Source organism: Radiobacillus kanasensis (genome assembly GCF_021049245.1).
Classification (GTDB): domain Bacteria; phylum Bacillota; class Bacilli; order Bacillales; family Amphibacillaceae; genus Radiobacillus; species Radiobacillus kanasensis.
Genome location: NZ_CP088020.1, coordinates 1,248,451 through 1,267,326, shown reverse-complemented (window position 1 = coordinate 1,267,326; position 18,876 = coordinate 1,248,451). Strand labels below are relative to the sequence as shown.

Below are 18,876 nucleotides of genomic sequence, written 5' to 3'. Positions count from 1 at the left end.
CCACCTCTCCTAGTTATAAGTAGAATTATATTAAAGCGTAATAAATTGTAAGACATAACCACCTATAACTCCTAATATAACAATTAACCAAGCTGGTACTTTCCATATAGTTAACAATCCAAATAAGATGACACCTAATGCAAAATCAGTGGTACTAAAAATGGAACTGTTAATCACTGGGTCATAAAATGCAGCTAACAAAATACCTACCACACTAGCATTTACCCCCATTAAAATGCCCTGGAAAGATGCTCGTTTTCGTAACTCATTTAGAAACGGTAAAGCCGCAATAATTAGCAAAAATGAGGGAAGAAAAATGCCAATTGTTGCTACAATAGCTCCAGTTATACCTTCCATCATCGTTCCAAGATAACTAGAAAAAGTAAATAATGGTCCGGGTACAGCTTGTGCCATACCATATCCAGCTAAAAATTCATTGGCTGTTAATAAGCCTGTAGGAACCACTTCACGCTCAATCATTGGTAATACAACATGTCCCCCACCAAAAACTAGCGACCCAACTCTAAAAAAAGTATCAAAAATGGTAATTAAAGGATTATCAGATACTCTATTTAAGAACGGTAATATAACAAGCAAACTTATTAAAATACCTAAAGAAGTCAATCCAAGCTTTTTGGAAATATTAACGGAAAAAGGCTGAACGTTTGAATCGGCCTTATCTGTAAATAGTTTTAACCCTAATAAGCCAGCTCCTAAAATAATTAAAATCTGCATCCATGCAGATGGATATAATAACATAATACTAGCAGCCACTATAGCTATCGCAAGCCGAGGTTTATCGGGTGTTAACTTTTTACCTAATCCAATTAAAGCATGGAGCACCACAGCAGCAGCAACTATCTTCAAGCTGTGTATGAAACCTGCATCTTCTAAAGAAAATGTTTGATACATTAGCGCAAATACAATTAACACTATAATCGATGGTACTGTGAATCCAAACCATGAGATAAGTCCTCCAAGCAAACCTCCTCGCAACATACCGATGGATATACCCACCTGACTACTAGCTGGACCAGGTAGGAATTGACAAATCGCAATAATATCAGCATATGTTCTATCATCCAGCCATTTACGACGGTCAATATATTCATCTTTAAAGTATGCTAGGTGGGCAACTGGTCCCCCGAATGAAGTCAGTCCTAACTTTGTTGATGTTAATAATATTTCCAAAAGAGTTTGAATTTTAGTTTTTTGTTTAGACATATGTGTTTCCTCCCTCATTTATTTTATTTCTTTAAATAATTCATAAGCTTTTTTTCTTGCTTCTATTAGAACTTCATTCCCTTTATCAGTAATTGTGTAGTATTTCCTTATTTTACCTTCAACGTTTCTCTCTTCTTTCTTTAATAGACCATCATACTCCATGGAATGTAATATCGGATAAAGAGTACCTGAACTAATGTTATACCCATGCTCTTTAAGTTCATTGACCATCCAAACACCATAAATAGGGTGTTCCTTGGCATGGTGTAAAATATGTATGTGTATGAAACCTAGAAACAGCTTGCGCAATACTTTGTCTTCCAAATTAAACACCTCCAACAATATCGGTTTTCATTATCTAATTTCGATATCGGAATTATATATCATGTTATGGTAATGCTTCAAGAGCACTCTTAAAACTTTACAGTATCTTAACATTTATCTAATAAAAGCTTTTGTCCCAATAAACAATGTTAGAAGAAGCTTGGTTAGTTAGATAAAGTGAATGAAGCAAAAAACGGATTGTCACCCCACTATCAACACTAACTTTTAAATTTTTGATAAGTTTTCGAACAGCTATTTGCAAATAAACAAAGCACTAGAATATGCTTCCTCATTTGCATCCTGGTTTTACAAGCCTACAAATTGAACTATCTAATGGCTTTTTCACCCATTATGCTGCAATGCAAACTACGGAAGTCGACGATAATGTTCGTGTTGCAAAAGGCTATGTAAAAGCTATAAAAGGTTAGCCACATTTAGGAAAGGGCTCATGAAAAATGAGTTTTTTTGCTTTTGAATCCCTCTAGTAAAGCAAACCCTTCCGTATAGAATTTCTCCCTCAGGGAAACGTACAAAAAAAGTTTGGATGGGAGTTTCTTTCATGGGGAGATTTTTTACAAAAAAGAAAAGCAAATTACCTGAAACAACAGATTCACCTATCTTTACAGACCTGGATAAGAATGTAGAATTTTTAAAGAAACAGTTTGAAGGCGCTTCAGACGTTGTGTTCCGACAACTAACATCAGGTAATAATAAAGCTTATCTCTTTTTTGTAGATGGATTAATTGATTCAAACCGAATAGAATTTCATGCGATAAAGCAGCTATTAGAGGAAACATCTGAAGAATCTATAAGCCCTAAGTACATAGAGAATAAGATTGTTTCCGTAAACTCTGTCAAAGAAGCTAATACATTTAAAGAGATTATAAAGCAAATTCTTAACGGTAATACTATTCTTTTAGTTGATAAATTGGATCAAGCACTCGTTTTAGAAGTCAGGGGCGGCTCAAGCAGAAGTATTTCCGAGCCAGATGCGGAATCGGTTATTCGGGGTCCACGTGAGGGTTTTACGGAGAACCTTCGAGTGAATACTTCCTTAGTAAGGCGAAAAATTCACTCCCCTAACTTAAAAGTTTTATCTAGAACAGTTGGGACCGAGACCCAGACATCGATAGCAATTCTATACTTGGAGAATCTTGCTCCTCCACAATTAGTAGAAGAAGTCTTATCTAGAATCGACAAAATTAAGATTGATGGAATATTAGAAAGTGGTTATATAGAGGAATTAATCGAGGATAGTCCTTGGAGCCCTTTTCCACAACTTCAAAATACAGAAAGACCCGATACGGTAGCGGCTAATTTGTTAGAGGGTAGAGTTTCCATTGTTGTGGATGGTACACCGTTTGCGCTCATATTGCCCGTAAGTTTCTGGCAATTCATTCAAGCAAGTGAAGATTATTACCAGCGATTTCATATTTCAGTCTTCCTGCGCATTTTGCGGGTATCGCTTCTATTCCTCGCTTTATTAATGCCAGCCTTTTATATTGCGGTCGTATCCTTTCACCAAGATATGATACCGACAACTCTGCTGTTAAGTATCGCAGCAAGCAGGGAGGCAATCCCGTTTCCTGTATTCATTGAAGCTATGATTATGGAGCTTTCCTTTGAAGCACTTCGAGAGGCTGGGATACGTTTACCGAAAGTAATAGGCCAAGCGGTTAGTATTTTGGGTGCACTGGTAATTGGAACAGCAGCCGTTGAAGCAGGTATTGTTTCGGCTCCGATGGTTATCGTCGTTTCACTCACCGGGATTGCCTCTTTCACGATACCACGATTCAACATGGCTATTTCCATTCGATTACTACGCTTTCCAATCATGATACTTGCTGGGATGTTTGGTCTGTTTGGAATCGTATTAGGCTCGATTGTGTTGTTAACACATCTTTGTAAATTGAGATCCTTTGGTGTGCCGTATTTCTCACCGCTTAGCCCTTTAAAATGGAGTGAATTAAAAGACGTGTTTATCCGTGTCCCATGGTGGGACATGGACCGGCGTCCAAAACAATTTGTGAAAGAAGATACAAAAAGAGAAGCAAGCAATCTCCAGCCTTCTCCTAGTCAAAAAGAGTCCTAATCGAATAGGAGTATTGGTCATGACTATATATAAAAGAATCTATCTACTCATTCTATGTTTATTTTTGTTAACAGGGTGTTGGGACCGTGTAGAAGTAAACGATTTAGCATTCGTCACGGCAAGTGGATTTGACAAGCTCGAAGAAAATAAGTTAAGGACGTCTGTTCAAGTTCCTTTACCAGGAAATATGGGTGGAGCCGGTTCATCTGGTGGTGGCGGAGGCTCCGGTGGGGAGTCCCCTTTCTATGTGGATTCTGGAGTGGGAAGAAATATAAGAGAAAGCAACGATGACCTCCAGCAAAGGATGTCAAGAAAGCTTTATTTTTCTCACCGAAGAGTCCTTGTATTTGGTGAGAATATAGCTCGTGGTGGGTTTAAAAAATCTCTAGATGTTGTCATCGAGCAACCTCAATCCAGATTATCCGCATATGTCCTCGTTACAAGAGGAGAGGCGATGGAAGTACTAAACGCTACTCCGCACTTTGAACAGTTTTCTGCGGAAACGATGCGAGAAATGGCCAAGTCTGGCTTTGGAATTACAGTAAAAGATGTGATGAACCAAATAGATAAACCTGGAAAAGACCCTGTAATTCCAATAGTGGAAACGACAAAGACAGAGAACGAATACCCTGAAGATCAAAAAGATGAAATTATGATTAGCGGTGCCGCAATTTTAAAGGATGATAAGTTAAAGTATTTTGCCAATAAGGAAGAATCCTTAGGTGCCTTCTGGTTATTTGAAGAGACACCCGAAAAAAACTACACCTTTTCTGTAAAAGAAGATGGTGAAATAAATGTAAGCATAGATGACAAAAAAATAAGAACGTCTTACACAACTTCGGGAGGTTCTCCATCGTTTTCTTTAACAATAGACGTCCAAGCGAGAGTGATGCAAAATGAAGCAAATCTTGATTTGGATATGGATGCCAACTATCAATTGGCTGTTAAAAACATGGAGAAGAAAATAAAACAAGAAATTAATGCACTATTAGAACATTCTATGTCTGAAGGAATTGATGTTTACGGATTTGGGTGGTATTTGTTTCAGCATGTGAATAAACAATGGGAGAAGAAATGGGCAGATAACTGGAGAAATACATTAAAAGAAATGAAGATTGATGTGAACGTAAATGCGACCATTCAGCAAACGACGAATCCCGGAATAACGATAAAGGAATGATGATACCATGATTGGAACAGCTGGTGTAATTTCCGTATTACTATATTTTGTCATCACCCAGCATAAAAAAATCAACCAAAAAAAAGAACGAAAATGGATTTATGGATTCGTTTTGCTTACAGCTGGAAGTTCTATCATCCTTGCCATCCCTTATTCGCTTAACGGGCTATCGGAGTATTTGATTACGAACATTGGAAGTTTAACAAAGATGGTGGTCTCTTAATGAAAGCGTTCATATCACGGTTCCAATTCACCATGCTTGTTGCAAATTATATATTTGCAGCCACATTAATTACGTTACCACAGATTCTAACGCAGATTTCTAAGCAAAATACATGGCTTGTTCCGTTTATTGTTTATCCAGTTTTGGTGGTAATTTTGATCGTTTGTTTCGGAAGAGGAAACAAAGCACAATTAAGTTTTGCTACAATTCAGAAGACAAAGCTGCACCATATTTTTCATTTAACTCTAGGAGTGTTTCTCGTAATTGTCTATATTAGAGATTTGCGTGCCTTTATTGACTTTACAACTAGAGCATTATTACCAACCACCCCTATAGAAATGACCACTTTACTCGTATCCGTTGTCTTGCTCTATATTAGCTCCGCAGGTCTCGAAGTAATCACAAGAATTACAGTTGTTCAATTTATTTTACTCGGTGTTACGGTCGCATCACTTCCCGTTATGTTAATCAATGAAGTAGATCTTTCTCACGTCATGCCAATTATAGGAACAGACACGGTAGCAAACTTAAGTAAATCCTCTTTCGAGCTATTCCCTTGGATGGGAGAGTCGCTCATTTTCTTTTTCCTACTTGGCAATGTAGCGGCGAGAGAAGGGATAAAGCGTGCAACAATTATTGGAATTAGTATCGGGTTTTTCCTGATATTCGTCCTAATCATAACGAGCATTGCGGTGTTAGGACAGAATATTGTCTCAAATGCAACCTACCCAAACTTCATTATGATTCAACAAATTAATATGACCGACTTTTTGGATCGACTGGATCTGGTAATTGTCATTTTGTGGATGCCTGTTATATTAAGTAAATTAGCGCTTACTTTGTACTGTATTCACCGAACATTTTCCAATCCAAATAAAGAAACGACATCTACTTTATTCATGACACCATTAAGTCTGCTCCTTGCCATTTTATCTATCGCCCTATTTAAAAACAACACGGTTCATTTAGAATTCACCTTTTTAACTTGGACGATTATTGGCTATGTCATGGAGTTCTTCCTAGTGATCCTCATTATCATGATTAGGTTTAAAAAGCCAAAAATCGATTCGGTCTCTTGATTTGTTTGCGTTAAATAGCCATTTGTAAGGAAGTCCGTACATACTCTCTCTCAAAAGAGGAATATTAATAGAAATATTCCTCTAGGGAGTTATCGTTTTATCCGTTACCGATCTGAAAGAAACAGTATTTTATAATACTCGGTGTGAAAATTAATGGAGGTTTTTTTGTGAAGAGCACTAATCATAACGTTCCACTCACTTCAGCAGAAATCGGAAATCTTTGGACACAATATATGAACGATACGATGTCCATTTGTTTTCTAAAACATTCTATTAAGAATACACAAGATAAAGGTATTAAAGAAATACTCCAATTTTCCCTTCGGATAGCTGAATCGCATATTCCAAAAATCAAATCATTTTTGAAACAGGATGATTATCCTATTCCAATGGGGTTTACAAAGGAAGATGTAAACCTTGATGCTCCTGCTTTATTTACGGAAACATTCCTATTAGTGTACATGCACGTTATGGCATTACACGGAATGACAGGCTATGCTGGGGCAGTCGGAACCTCAGCCCGAGCGGATCAAAGAGCTCACTTCATCCAATCTCAAAAAGAGACGATGGAATTATATGACCGTATTATATCTGTGATGCTACATAAAGGGATTCTCAGTAAACCCCCTCGTATTAATAGACCTAGTAAGGTTGACTTTGTGAACGATCAAAGCTATTTAGCCGGTTGGTTTGGAAAGAAAAGACCACTATCTGCAATGGAAATTAGTGGACTAAGCTTTAACATGCAAAAATCGATCGTGAAAGTTGTGTTAGAAATTGGATTTGGACAAGTTACTCGATCAAAAGAAGTTCAAAAGTATCTACAAAAAGGAAAAAAAATTTGTAAACATCAATTCGGTGTGCTTAGTGATATCATGACTAAAGAAGATTTGAGTTCCCCAGAATCGTGGGTTTCAGAGGTCACAGATTCCACAATTGCACCGTTTTCCGATAAGTTAATGATGTTTCATATTGTTACATTAGTGTCAGCGGCAGTAGGATATTTAAGTGCTGGTTTATCTGTTAGTCAAAGAAGAGATATCGCAGTGGAGTATTCACGCCTTATGGCCGAGATGGGTTTATATGCCGAGGATGGTGCGCAGCTTATGATAAAACACGGATGGCTGGAGCAGCCACCTTTGGCGCATGATCGAGATGAAATTGCGAATCAGTGATCAGCCCTTAAGGTACATTCCTAGAACTGCACAGCTTTTAAATTAATGTTAAAAAAGCCCAATAATCTGGGCTTTTTATTTATGCAAAAGTCTAATATGATCCTTAAATAACTCCTTGAGCAATCATTGCATCGGCTACTTTCTTAAATCCAGCAATGTTTGCACCAGTAATGAGATTACCAGAAGCACCGTATTCTTCCGACGCCTTCACGCTTTCCTGGTAAATGTTTTTCATGATGTCCTGTAACATCCCGTCTACTTCCTCTTGAGTCCAAGATAATCTTGCACTATTTTGCGCCATTTCTAATGCAGAGACAGCAACTCCTCCTGCGTTGGCAGCTTTAGCAGGTGCAAACATTACTCCAGCCTTCATAAAGATATCAACAGCTTCTTGAGTGCAAGGCATATTTGCCCCTTCCCCTACCGCCTTAAGACCATTCCTTACTAGGAGAGAAGCCGACTCCCGATCGAGTTCATTTTGCGTTGCACAAGGCAAGGCAATCTCACAAGGAATAGACCAGATTCCTGTCCAACCTTCTGTATAAACAGCATCGTGATGCTCTTTTACATATTCGTAAATTCTGTTCCCGTCTACTTCTTTTATTTGTTTAACTGTGTCTAGATTAATTCCATCTTTATCATAAATGTAGCCACTAGAGTCACTACAAGCAATTACTTTTGCACCTAACTCTGCAGCTTTTTCCATGGCATAGATGGAAACATTTCCAGATCCTGAAACGACAACAGTATTTCCTTTAAAGCTTGAACCTTTATCTTTCAACATCTCTTCTACAAAGTAAACGGTTCCGTAGCCTGTCGCTTCTTTTCGACCTAAGCTTCCTCCATACCCAATGCCTTTTCCAGTTAGAACGCCTGCTTCATAAGCTCCGCGCAATTTTTTATATTGACCGAACAAATAACCAATTTCTCTAGCTCCTACCCCAATGTCACCTGCGGGAACATCGGTATTTGGTCCTATATGTTTCTCAAGTTCCGTCATAAAACTCTGACAGAAACGCATGATTTCTAAATCTGATTTACCTTTTGGATCAAAATCAGACCCGCCTTTTCCACCGCCGATTGGTTGACTGGTTAAAGAATTCTTAAATATCTGTTCAAAACCTAGAAACTTAATTATGCTAGAGTTAACAGATGGGTGAAATCTTAATCCTCCCTTATATGGACCAATTGCACTATTAAACTGTACTCGGAACCCCCGATTCACTTTTACGTTACCTTCATCATCCACCCAAGGTACACGGAAAGTAATAAATCGTTCTGGTTCAACAATTCTTTCAAGGATAGCATGATCAATGTATTTCGGATTACGAACAAGTACTGGTATTAATGAGTCGAAAACTTCTTTTACTGCTTGATGAAATTCCGTCTCATTTGGATTTCGCTTTTTGACTTTCTTAAATAAATGATTTACGTAATCTTTTACATTTTGCGTTTGAGTTTGTTTAATGTCATCAAGCACTTTCACGAAATCAACTCCTAAGTTAGCTAATATGTTGTCTTTATAAAATACTTTTTTTTGGAATAATTTCATTTTATAATTTATTAAATGATAGCTTCAATATAAATAAAAGATGAAATCAATGCGTTTAACGCATAAGTGATGGAGGCATAGACGATGGAATTACGACAAATCCACTATTTTATGGAAGTTGCCAAAAGAGAACATGTTACAGAAGCTGCTGAAGCATTGCACGTTGCCCAGTCCTCCGTTAGTAGACAGATATTCAATTTAGAAGACGAATTAGGGATTGATCTTTTTATACGGGAAGGTAGAAGAGTGAAATTAACCCCGATAGGAAGGATTTTTTTTGAGAGAATGAAACAGACGTTAAACATGATGGATGAAGCCAAAAGGGAAGTGAAGGAATATTTAGCTCCCGAAAAAGGAACGGTTCGTATTGCATTCCCTATTAGTATGGCAGCTCACACATTGCCTTCGATTATCTTTGCCTTTCGCTTACGTTACCCGGAAGCCAAATTCCAAATGAGTAACGCACTTTATCAGGATTTAATAGATGGTGTAGTGAATGGAGATTATAATTTAGCCATGATGGCACCTATGCCTGACAAAGAAAAAGAAAAAAAGGTACGCGGAACAAACTTGTTTACCGAAAATATTGTTGCACTCGTTCCTATCCATCACCCCTTAGCTAATCAACCAAATATCATGCTTCAGGAATTAAAGGGGGATTCGTTCGTCGTACTTCCGAAAGGATATGTGTTTCGAGATCAAGTGGTCCAAGCATGCCAAAGAGCAGGGTATTCTCCTGATATCGCCTTTGAAGGAAAAGATATTGATGCCTTAAAAGGCTTAGTATCAGCTGGGTTAGGTGTCGCCTTAATGCCGGAAATGACATTAGTTGATAACACACCTCAGTCCACAGTAGTCATTCCTTTATCTGATACAAATCTAACTAGAACAGTCGGTGTGATCTACCCTACACAACGAAAGCTACTCCCTACAGAAAAGCTGTTTTATGATTTTCTACTTGAAACGTATGAGAGATTAAATGAATTTAAAAATTAAAACCGACTCCGAAAGCCTTACGTAGGCTATGGAGTCGACATTAATGATTGTATATCAAGAAAGCATTTCATTTTCTGGATAACTGAATCATTTCTTCCGCAAGCTTTTTTAATCTGTCCATGGCGTATTGATCCACAATTTCATTCTCATCACTATAGGAATCGTTATGGACAAAGATATTCGTAGTTGGAACCAATCCTTTCAAGTACGAAAGAATAGGCTTTAGTTGATATTCCGCTACAAGAAAATGTTTTTCCACATGGCCGTGCGTGATGATTCCTGTCACCTTACCTTTTAAAGCATTCATCTGCAAATGATCTAAGACATTCTTCAATGCCCCTGTCATAGACGCTTGATAAATCGGTGTGGCAAAAACAATTATATCGGCCGATTCTATTTTTTGAACCACATCCCATGTATCGGAATTATAATAGGCTAACGGTTCCCCGCGTACTAATTCCACTTCAAAATCTCGTAGGTCCAATAATTCGGTGTCAATGGCTGAATCAATAGCTTTAGCAGCCGTTAAAAAGGTATGGACTGCCATATTGGTTTTCCATCCGGCTAAAGATCCAGATACTCCTAATAATTTCATGATAGTTTCCCCTCCCCTTCTCTCTTTTAGGTTCCACAATATGTTCGGTATGCAGGATCAGGTGTTGCAGGCGGCCTACCATATTCCTCCTGTGCGTTAGTATGTGCGTATGGATTTTTCAAGACATCCAATAATCGATTCATCACACTATTGTCACCAGCTACTGCTGCCTCTAACGCTTCCTCCACTTTATGATTTCGTGGGATAACAGCTGGATTAGACTCACGCATGAGGTAATGTATATCTTCCATTGATTCGTCTTGTCTCTGAAGTCTCGCTTCCCATTTTTCTTTCCAATTAGCAAACTCATCTGTTTGAAACACTTCATCCTTTTGTCTGTCAGGAAAAGTTAAGCCACGAAACGTATTCGTATAGTCCGCCTTTTCTTTTTCCATTATTTCGAGGAGTTGTTCAACGAGCTTCTCATCCTCTGTTTCTTCATTAAAAATCCCTAGTTTGCCTCGCATTCCAGCTAACCAATTTTGATTATATAAGTCAAGGAAGGAAGTCACTTCCTTATTTGCTATTTCGATTGCTCTGTCTTGATCCTTATCAAGAAGTGGTAAAATGGCTTCTGCAAAACGGGCTAGGTTCCATCCAGCGATATAAGGTTGATTTTGGTATGCATAGCGGCCCTGAACGTCAATGGAACTGAAGACGGTTTCCGGACTATAAACATCCATAAAGGCACAAGGACCATAATCAATGGTCTCCCCACTTATAGTCATATTGTCTGTGTTCATGACACCATGAATAAAGCCTACCAACTGCCACTTCGCAATAAGCACAGCTTGTTTTTTAATCAATTCACGGAGAAATGATACATACCTGTTCTCTTGATTCCAAACCTCCGGATAGTGACGCTTAATGGCATAATCAGCTAAAGCACGAAGATCCTCCTGTGTACCCCATTTCCGAGCATATTGGAAAGTACCAACCCGCAGATGACTAGCCGCTACTCGAGTCAATATCGCACCAGGTAGCTCTGTCTCCCTATAGGTAGGTTCACCAGTCGACACAACCGCAAGACTGCGAGTAGTAGGGACGCCTAGAGCGTGCATTGCTTCACTGATGATATATTCCCGCAACATCGGACCAAGAGCTGCACGACCATCTCCACCACGGGAATAGGGGGTTCTTCCGGCTCCTTTTAATTGAATATCTCTACGATTGTCATCCGGGGTAATGTGTTCTCCAAGTAAAATGGCACGACCATCCCCCAACATCGTGAAATGGCCAAATTGGTGACCTGCATAGGCCTGAGCTAAAGGAGTAGCATGGTCTGGAACCTGGTTACCAGCTAGAATAGCTGCCCCCTCTTCTGATTGTATAAGCTTCGCATCTAACCCAAGTTCCTGCGCCAGTACCGCATTGAAAATTACAAACTCAGGTGATGTGACAGGAGTAGGATCCTGCAATGTATAAAATACTTCTGGTAACTGAGTATAGCTGTTTTCCAGCTTTATTTTTTCTGATTCCGTTTTTTTCATTGTGACACCTTCTCTGTATTTTTATGGATATCATTTAGTGTCCGCTTGTATGTTTTTCATATTCGAAACTTTAGATAAGGACATGCTAACTTCTGATTTGTTCTATTCTTAATTAAATTATAAAGGATATCGTAACGTACTTGTAATGAAATGATTGAGTCCATGATAAGGACATCTGTTCCGCTATTTATACAATTTTCCAGGTTGGACTATCTAACGGACATGTAATTCTCTGTTCATCTCTCACAAGCCAGTTATAGGATGCACCTTCATCCTCCGGTACGCTTTTGAAAGGTTCCTTAGTGCTAGACAGCATGAAGATAAATATCCTGGAGGAGACCGTGTCGGTAGCGGAAATCAACATTGTAGTTATTTTGCAATAATGTTAGGAAACAAAGGTTGATTAAGAACTTACGTCGCAAATTACCTATTACTGCAATAAAAAAGAAAAATCCGAACTGATTCGAATTCTAATAAAAGAATTTCGAACTAAAGTTCGGATTATAATTAAAACACTTAGTCCTATCCTCTATACTCCTCAGTCTAAGATTCGATTGTTTTCATCTACGTTTATATATTTATCTGGTGTAGGATTTTCTCCTGGACTAAGGTGACCATCCCCTCCACAGACTGTACAAGTGTACTGCCACTCTTCATCATCCGCTAGCATACCTGTACCTTCACATGCTTTACATACATCATCTCGATTAACCAAGTCTACTCCTCCTTTAAAAGTTAGTCGTTAAACGTGTTTCTTTTGACGATCCTTTACCCAGTTAATCAATCCACCTTTTAACATCATCTCAATTTGTCTTCCGGATAATGCATGACGGACGTCAATTTCTTTAGACTTTCCTTTTATTTGAATCGTGAATTCATTTCCTTCTTGTATTTTTTTCTTAAGCTCATCAAATACAAGTACATCGCCTTGTTCTAATTGATTGTAATCATCTTCATTTACAAAAGTGACTGGTAGAATACCAAAATTCACTAAGTTTTGCCAATGAATACGAGCAAAATCCTTTACTAAAGCAACCCGCAAACCAAGATATCTAGGTGCAAGAGCGGCATGCTCCCGACTTGATCCCTGTCCATAGTTAAACCCACCGACAATTGCGTGTCCGCCTTGATCATGAATTTCCATTGCTTTGTCATAGTATTTCTCATCAATGATTTCGAATGTAAACTTACTAATTTCAGGTAAGTTACTACGATATGGTAAGACACGAGCTCCACCTGCTAAAATCTCGTCTGTCGAAATATTGTCTCCCATTTTTAATAAGATGGGCACCTCTAATGTATTAGGGAGCTCATCCATCTCTGGTATAGATGCTATGTTTGGCCCTTTATATAGCTCCACCTGCTTCGCCTTTTCTAGTGGAAGTGGTTTATCCAATAAATTAATATCTACCGTTGGATTCTTTGGTTCTGACACTTTTGGATAATCCATACCCAAAGAACGCGGGTCTGTAATAGCTCCTTTCAGTGCTGATGCTGCAGCTGTTTCAGGACTGCATAAAAACACACTGTCTTCCTTTGTACCGGAACGTCCAGGGAAATTACGTGGAGTTGTCCGTAAACTATTCCGACCGGTTGCTGGAGCTTGTCCCATTCCAATACAGCCATTACAGCCTGCTTGATGTAATCTTGCTCCAGATTGAAGCAGATTAGCAATATGACCTTCTTGTACCAAGTCCGTAAGCATTTGACGAGAAGTTGGATTAATATCGAACGAGACTCCATCAGCAACCCGTTTCCCCTTGACGATTTCTGATACTATGGCAAAATCACGAAATCCTGGATTAGCGGAGGAACCGACATAAGATTGATAAATAGGCTCTCCTTCTACTTCTTTTATGGAGACAACATTGCCAGGGCTCGACGGTTTTGCAACAAGTGGCTCGAGCTCTGATAGATTGATCTCCTCATGGATATCATAGGAAGCGTCTTTATCTGCAATCAATTCCATCCAATCTTCTTCTCGATCCTGTTCCTTTAGGAATCGTTTGATTTCCTGATCAGATGGAAAAACAGTACCAGTAGCACCCAACTCTGCCCCCATGTTCGCAATAACATGACGATCCATTGCCGATAAGTTTTCTAAGCCTGGTCCGTAATATTCAATAACGCGTCCCACGCCACCTTTTACGTCATGTCGGCGAAGTAATTCGAAAATAACATCTTTTGCACTAACCCAGTCCGGCATCTCACCAGTTAACCTTATCCCCCAAACTTTCGGCATTTTAATATAAAACGGTTCACCGGCAATTGCCATTGCTACATCAATTCCACCAGCCCCCATTGCTAGCATCCCCATACAGCCGTTTGCACACGTATGACTGTCCGATCCTACTAGCGTTTTACCAGGCTTAGCCAATCGCTGCATATGGACTGGATGACTTACACCATTTCCCGGTCTGCTGTAATAAAGACCGAAGCGACTCGTTGCACTTTGGAGAAATAAATGGTCGTCTGGGTTCTTACTATCTACCTGAATAAGATTATGGTCTACATATTGGGCAGATGCTTCTGTCTTTGCATAATCCAGTCCCATTGCTTCCAGCTCCAACATGACCATTGTGCCTGTAGCATCTTGCGTTAATGTTTGATCAATTTTCAGCCCAATTTCGTTACCTGGAGTCATCTCACCAGAGACAAGATGGTCCTTAATTAACTTCTGGGTCACATTCATTGCCATATATGGTCCTCCTTCTAATTCCATTTCTTTTATTTTGAGTTAAATCCGGATATGTATGCTACCCATCATTAAAATATTGTTTAAACGATAAAAATCCACACTTAAGTCCGCCTTTTAAAGAAAAAGCACCGAATCTGAGATTCGGTGCTTTTTCTTTAAAATAGTACATTATCTTAAGGTTTTCAATGCAGTAGACCATGAAACAAGTTGATCTAACATTTGAGTTACCGTGTCAACATGCATGTCATTTGGCTGAAAATCTGTTCCGTTTTCAAAATCTGTGAATAGTGACAAGGCTGGGTGTGTACGGACATCCGCAATTGCTAATTCTCCTAAAATTCCACGTAAGTGTTCGGTTGCACGAACTCCACCGACAGAACCGTAGCTTACAATTCCAGCAGCCTTGTTATTCCATGCTTCACGAGCCAGATCAAGTGCATTTTTTAATGCTCCAGTAATACTGTGGTTGTATTCCTGAACGATAAAAACAAATCCATCCAAGCTAGCAAGTTTTTCATTCCAAGAAGCGATTCCAGGTGCGTCCTCTTCACCTAAAAATGGTAGTTTGAAGTCTGTAATATCTACAATTTCATAATTTGCATCTTCACGCTTTTCAGCAATTGATTGTACCCATTCTCCAACCTGTGGACTTACTCGTCCTTGACGAGTGCTTCCTAAGATAATTCCAATGTTTAATTTTTTAGTCATGATTTCTTCCTCCATCGTTGAATTTCTAAAATTTTGTCTACAAAATCCATTATTGATACTGGCTTTAATAACGTGTATTCGTCCAACTTCTATTCCTAACTTTTAGACTAAACTTTTAAGTAGATCCGATTTCCTGAAGGATCAGAGGTAACGAAAATCCCTTTTTCTTCGGTGACGGTTGCACCAATTTTAATCAAATCATCTGTAACTTTGTCTCTTGCTTCCTCATCCGGATAAATTAAGGTGAAGAAATCCAATCCAACGCTACGGTCAGAAGGGCTAGGTGCACCGACACCATTCCATGTATTTAAGCCGATATGATGGTGGTACTTGCCAGTAGAGATAAAAAGTGCCTGTGCCCCAAAGCGGCTAACCACTTCAAAACCGAGACCCTTCGTATAAAATTCCTCCGTCTTTTCTAGTTCGGATACATGCAAATGTATATGTCCCATGACAGTACCGGCAGGTAGACCCTTCCATGGCTCTTCCTGATTCCCAGAAGTAAGTAGATCTTCAAAATTTAGTGGATCTACTGTCATAGCAACTTCACCTTTATTCCAATTCCATACAGATGGGTCACGGTCTATATAGATTTCAATTCCATTCCCATCTGGATCTGATAAGTAGAGTGCTTCACTAACAAGATGATCTGACGAACCAATCCGAACACCCTTTTCTATAAAATGAAAGACAATATTAGCTAAATCAGAACGCTCTGGTAAAAGGAGAGCAAAGTGATATAACCCTGTTGTTCTTCCTTCCTTTGGTACAACCTCTTCCGGTTGTTCTATGGAAAGTACACTCGCTTCTCCATCCGTAGTCAATTTTGCAGTTGTTTTTGTCTGTTCTAGGAGTTTAAACCCGATAACCTCTTGATAAAAATGAAGAGAACGTTCTAAATCTTCCACCTTAATTTTCACATGTCCAACAAAAGTACTTGGTTTATTATGAAAGCCCATATCCATTCCTCCCTTCTCCTTTAACCATTAGTTACTTTATGTAAGTTAGTTTAATTACGTAAGTAAGTTTTGTCAAGTAACTAAATTTGATTTAGTAATTTAATCTCCTAATAGTAAAGTCCTATATTATAAATAGAGGGGGGAGTATGCTTATGCAATCCTGTCTATTTTCCTTACAGTTATAGAATCTTGGGTCGGCATGATAGAAATTAGCTTAAGCCCGCTTCAAAACACCATTTATGACTGGTCATGAAATTTCTTCATTGCATTTTGAGTTGAAGCTTTGATTGCACAGCCTATAGCAAGATTTACAATGAAAAAATTTCATGCTAGCCAAGCACGTGATGCAGCAGTAAATGCGTAACAAATAGCTGATTGACTTTTAGTAAAATCAATCGGTTTTCTTGTGAAAAAAATTGTGTTTGGACGTAATACTCATTCAGGACTAACCCCTGATTGGATTCGACGGTGACCACCACTTTAATACCTATTTTATTCCAACTAACTTATATAAATTGACCACATACAATGGGAATGAGAAAATAAACGAAGTGCTCTTGAAAATTAGCAATTTCACAAAAAAGCTTTAATGAATGGAAATGGAGTTAGATGTAATGAACAAATACTGGTTTTATGTGGTATTAGCCGCGCTCTTTGAAGTGTTTTGGGTTGCGGGACTTAAACATTCCGAAAGTCCTCTTGAATGGGGAATGACTATATTTGCTATTATGGTGACTTTTGTCCTCTTACCTATTACAGCTAAGTACCTTCCTGTTGGAACGCTGTATGCTGTATTTGCTGGATTAGGTACTGCCGGTACGGTCATTGTGGAGATAGTCGTTTATGGAGAACCATTTCATTTATTAAAAGTCCTTCTAATCGGGACACTCCTTGTAGGGGTAATCGGTTTAAAGAGAGTTTCCGATGAGCCATCCAAGAGTAAAGGAGTGGCGTAAATGGCTTGGTCTGCAATTATTTTAGCTGGTATTTTTGAAGTGATCGGGGTTATCAATATTAAAAGGATGGCCATGAAAAAGTGGGACGCGTTGATTTATCTCATCCTAACGTTTGGATCAAGTCTCGCTTTACTCGCTTATGCCATGCAAACCCTACCGATGGGCATCGTGTACGGTGTCTGGACAGGAATCGGAACTGTGGGTTCTACAATCATGGGAATGATCTTATACGGGGAACCTAAAGATTGGAAAAGAATTTTCTTTATTGCATTAATTCTTTCCTCTGCTGTAGGATTGAAACTCATTTCCTAATTGGCAAAGGAACGATAAAAATACAGGATACCTTATCCAAAAGGTAATCCTGTATTTTTGATTGATTACAGTTTTAAGTGTTTATTATTGCTTTCCATTATAGAGAGCCTTCTAATCCCTCTTCTAATTAAAGAGATGTTATAATCATATAGTTAATCCTAAATCAAAAAACTTCTTGGTGGTCATCATGTTATATTTGTCTTTGCTTTTATGTATTTGTATTACCATATTTTATTTCTTCTATAGAAGGAAGATTTATATTAAAACGTCATCTATGGCTATTATTATGGCCATGGGCATTTCTATACAAGGGGTTTCCTCGTCCTTTATAGACTTTAATACGACACTAGAAAATGTGTTCATTGTCATTCTATTATCAATCTGGTTTTCCTTTTTATTTTCCTTCATAATGTCTATCTTTACCAATAAGTTTATAGACATTCATTACAAAAATTTCATCAATCGATTTGGAATGGGCACTTGGGTCGCTGGTACATCCGTTTGTGGAATCCTCATTTATACTCATTTTAGCGAATTGTCCTATCTTTCTCATATCATCTTGTACTTGAATATTTGTCTATGGTTCTTGTACATCCTTATTTCGTTAAGAACATTGTTTCAGTTAGTAAGAAATCAAGTTCTATCGAATGTAAATGGGATTCTTCTTTTGACGACAGTCAGTACACAGTCCATTGTTTTATTACTAAATACTGTCTATGAAAACACGCCTAAGCTCGTTAGTTCGTTTCTCATCGGAGTAGGTCTATGTTTTTACATCATAGGCACCTTCTTTATAATTTGGCGGTATATTCGTCTTCCATGGTCTATTCAGAAGGATTGGCATAACACAAACTGTATCTTACACGGCGCTCTTTCAATCACTGGACTCGCCTGTTTCTTTTCCAATGCGGATTATCATATCGTAGATTTCCTATGGCTATCTGCCTTCATTATGTTTCTTTTAATTGAAATCATGGAGATTTTCAGACTAATTAGCCGCGTGAAATATATTGGTATAAAAGCCGGAATCCTTACGTATAACGTTTCCCAATGGAGTCGAATCTTTACCTTTGCCATGTTCTATACCCTGACCTATAAAAAATTTAGTCCTTCCTCTCCCTTTCATTTAGTAGAACATTTCATCCTAGCATTAGGAGGTTGGATAATTATTGCCTTAATCCTGGTCGAATTATCTCTTTGTTTGGAACAAATCTATCGTAATTTCAGCGAGTCTCCCGTACGCTCTCGGGAAACAGATATTTCAAATGTACAATAGCCTCGTCTTCCTTTTTCACCAGCAAATAACCCCCATT

At 38.5% G+C, this 18,876-nt stretch carries 18 protein-coding genes; 9 read left to right on the top strand and 9 right to left on the bottom strand.

What is annotated here, in order from left to right; translation table 11 throughout:
- Positions 1-30: 30 nt before the first annotated feature.
- On the bottom strand, positions 31-1,224 hold the full coding sequence (gene chrA, locus KO561_RS06685; RefSeq protein WP_231096340.1) for a chromate efflux transporter: 1,194 nt from the start codon (positions 1,222-1,224) through the stop codon (positions 31-33).
- An 18-nt stretch (positions 1,225-1,242) separates the two neighbouring features.
- The gene (locus KO561_RS06680) at positions 1,243-1,548 is read right to left on the bottom strand and encodes a PadR family transcriptional regulator (RefSeq protein ID WP_231096339.1); all 306 of its coding nucleotides are present in this window, start codon (positions 1,546-1,548) and stop codon (positions 1,243-1,245) included.
- Positions 1,549-2,107: 559 nt separating this feature from the next.
- Here KO561_RS06680 and KO561_RS06675 point away from each other — a divergent pair.
- The 5 genes from KO561_RS06675 (at position 2,108) to KO561_RS06655 (ending at position 7,297) form a co-directional block, all read left to right on the top strand.
- The gene (locus KO561_RS06675; RefSeq protein ID WP_231096338.1) at positions 2,108-3,640 is read left to right on the top strand and encodes a spore germination protein; all 1,533 of its coding nucleotides are present in this window, start codon (positions 2,108-2,110) and stop codon (positions 3,638-3,640) included.
- A gap of 19 nt (positions 3,641-3,659) precedes the next feature.
- Positions 3,660-4,820: a Ger(x)C family spore germination protein gene (locus KO561_RS06670; protein WP_231096337.1), complete on the top strand. Its 1,161-nt coding sequence runs from the start codon at positions 3,660-3,662 to the stop codon at positions 4,818-4,820.
- 7 nt (positions 4,821-4,827) lie between these two features.
- Positions 4,828-5,043, top strand: coding sequence for a hypothetical protein (locus tag KO561_RS06665; RefSeq protein WP_231096336.1), 216 nt, complete (start codon positions 4,828-4,830; stop codon positions 5,041-5,043).
- A complete protein-coding gene (locus KO561_RS06660) occupies positions 5,043-6,122 on the top strand; it encodes a GerAB/ArcD/ProY family transporter (RefSeq protein WP_231096335.1) in 1,080 nt (359 codons plus the stop codon). Before KO561_RS06665 ends, KO561_RS06660 begins: the two co-directional genes overlap by 1 nt.
- A gap of 167 nt (positions 6,123-6,289) precedes the next feature.
- Positions 6,290-7,297, top strand: coding sequence for a DUF3231 family protein (locus tag KO561_RS06655; RefSeq protein ID WP_231096334.1), 1,008 nt, complete (start codon positions 6,290-6,292; stop codon positions 7,295-7,297).
- A 103-nt stretch (positions 7,298-7,400) separates the two neighbouring features.
- Here KO561_RS06655 and gdhA read toward each other — a convergent pair whose 3' ends face one another.
- Positions 7,401-8,777: an NADP-specific glutamate dehydrogenase gene (gdhA, locus tag KO561_RS06650; protein WP_408004866.1), complete on the bottom strand. Its 1,377-nt coding sequence runs from the start codon at positions 8,775-8,777 to the stop codon at positions 7,401-7,403.
- A gap of 156 nt (positions 8,778-8,933) precedes the next feature.
- On the opposite strand from gdhA, the gene KO561_RS06645 reads away from it, so the two are divergent.
- Positions 8,934-9,845 carry a glutamate biosynthesis transcriptional regulator GltC gene (locus KO561_RS06645; protein ID WP_231096332.1) on the top strand — a complete coding sequence of 304 codons (912 nt, stop codon included), beginning with the start codon at positions 8,934-8,936 and terminating at the stop codon, positions 9,843-9,845.
- Positions 9,846-9,912: 67 nt separating this feature from the next.
- Here KO561_RS06645 and KO561_RS06640 read toward each other — a convergent pair whose 3' ends face one another.
- The 6 genes from KO561_RS06640 to KO561_RS06615 all read right to left on the bottom strand — a co-directional run bounded on the left by KO561_RS06640 (position 9,913) and on the right by KO561_RS06615 (position 16,295).
- On the bottom strand, positions 9,913-10,440 hold the full coding sequence (locus tag KO561_RS06640) for an NADPH-dependent FMN reductase (protein WP_231096331.1): 528 nt from the start codon (positions 10,438-10,440) through the stop codon (positions 9,913-9,915).
- Between the two features lie 26 nt (positions 10,441-10,466).
- Positions 10,467-11,930 carry a protein adenylyltransferase SelO gene (locus tag KO561_RS06635; RefSeq protein ID WP_231096330.1) on the bottom strand — a complete coding sequence of 488 codons (1,464 nt, stop codon included), beginning with the start codon at positions 11,928-11,930 and terminating at the stop codon, positions 10,467-10,469.
- 538 nt (positions 11,931-12,468) lie between these two features.
- The gene (locus tag KO561_RS06630; protein WP_231096329.1) at positions 12,469-12,645 is read right to left on the bottom strand and encodes a hypothetical protein; all 177 of its coding nucleotides are present in this window, start codon (positions 12,643-12,645) and stop codon (positions 12,469-12,471) included.
- A gap of 27 nt (positions 12,646-12,672) precedes the next feature.
- Positions 12,673-14,628, bottom strand: a complete 1,956-nt coding sequence (locus KO561_RS06625) for an aconitate hydratase (protein ID WP_231096328.1) — start codon at positions 14,626-14,628, stop codon at positions 12,673-12,675.
- A gap of 168 nt (positions 14,629-14,796) precedes the next feature.
- Positions 14,797-15,336: an NADPH-dependent FMN reductase gene (locus KO561_RS06620; RefSeq protein ID WP_231096327.1), complete on the bottom strand. Its 540-nt coding sequence runs from the start codon at positions 15,334-15,336 to the stop codon at positions 14,797-14,799.
- Positions 15,337-15,443: 107 nt separating this feature from the next.
- Positions 15,444-16,295: a VOC family protein gene (locus tag KO561_RS06615; RefSeq protein WP_231097060.1), complete on the bottom strand. Its 852-nt coding sequence runs from the start codon at positions 16,293-16,295 to the stop codon at positions 15,444-15,446.
- Positions 16,296-16,909: 614 nt separating this feature from the next.
- Between KO561_RS06615 and KO561_RS06610 the strand changes: the two genes are divergently transcribed.
- The 3 genes from KO561_RS06610 (at position 16,910) to KO561_RS06600 (ending at position 18,839) form a co-directional block, all read left to right on the top strand.
- Positions 16,910-17,251: a DMT family transporter gene (locus tag KO561_RS06610; RefSeq protein WP_231096326.1), complete on the top strand. Its 342-nt coding sequence runs from the start codon at positions 16,910-16,912 to the stop codon at positions 17,249-17,251.
- Complete coding sequence (locus KO561_RS06605; RefSeq protein ID WP_231096325.1) at positions 17,252-17,563, top strand: DMT family transporter; 312 nt, start codon at positions 17,252-17,254, stop codon at positions 17,561-17,563.
- Between the two features lie 187 nt (positions 17,564-17,750).
- Positions 17,751-18,839, top strand: coding sequence for a TDT family transporter (locus tag KO561_RS06600; protein ID WP_231096324.1), 1,089 nt, complete (start codon positions 17,751-17,753; stop codon positions 18,837-18,839).
- Positions 18,840-18,876 lie beyond the last annotated feature (37 nt).

Bases quoted from the DNA above. Each gene is read 5' to 3' on its own strand.
- chrA (WP_231096340.1), bottom strand. From the start codon at position 1,224: ATGTCTAAACAAAAAACTAAAATTCAAACTCTTTTGGAAATATTATTA.
- KO561_RS06675 (WP_231096338.1), top strand. From the start codon at position 2,108: ATGGGGAGATTTTTTACAAAAAAGAAAAGCAAATTACCTGAAACAACA.
- KO561_RS06670 (WP_231096337.1), top strand. From the start codon at position 3,660: ATGACTATATATAAAAGAATCTATCTACTCATTCTATGTTTATTTTTG.
- KO561_RS06665 (WP_231096336.1), top strand. From the start codon at position 4,828: ATGATTGGAACAGCTGGTGTAATTTCCGTATTACTATATTTTGTCATC.
- KO561_RS06660 (WP_231096335.1), top strand. From the start codon at position 5,043: ATGAAAGCGTTCATATCACGGTTCCAATTCACCATGCTTGTTGCAAAT.
- KO561_RS06645 (WP_231096332.1), top strand. From the start codon at position 8,934: ATGGAATTACGACAAATCCACTATTTTATGGAAGTTGCCAAAAGAGAA.
- KO561_RS06640 (WP_231096331.1), bottom strand. From the start codon at position 10,440: ATGAAATTATTAGGAGTATCTGGATCTTTAGCCGGATGGAAAACCAAT.
- KO561_RS06635 (WP_231096330.1), bottom strand. From the start codon at position 11,930: ATGAAAAAAACGGAATCAGAAAAAATAAAGCTGGAAAACAGCTATACT.
- KO561_RS06625 (WP_231096328.1), bottom strand. From the start codon at position 14,628: ATGGCAATGAATGTGACCCAGAAGTTAATTAAGGACCATCTTGTCTCT.
- KO561_RS06620 (WP_231096327.1), bottom strand. From the start codon at position 15,336: ATGACTAAAAAATTAAACATTGGAATTATCTTAGGAAGCACTCGTCAA.
- KO561_RS06615 (WP_231097060.1), bottom strand. From the start codon at position 16,295: ATGGGCTTTCATAATAAACCAAGTACTTTTGTTGGACATGTGAAAATT.
- KO561_RS06610 (WP_231096326.1), top strand. From the start codon at position 16,910: ATGAACAAATACTGGTTTTATGTGGTATTAGCCGCGCTCTTTGAAGTG.
- KO561_RS06605 (WP_231096325.1), top strand. From the start codon at position 17,252: ATGGCTTGGTCTGCAATTATTTTAGCTGGTATTTTTGAAGTGATCGGG.
- KO561_RS06600 (WP_231096324.1), top strand. From the start codon at position 17,751: ATGTTATATTTGTCTTTGCTTTTATGTATTTGTATTACCATATTTTAT.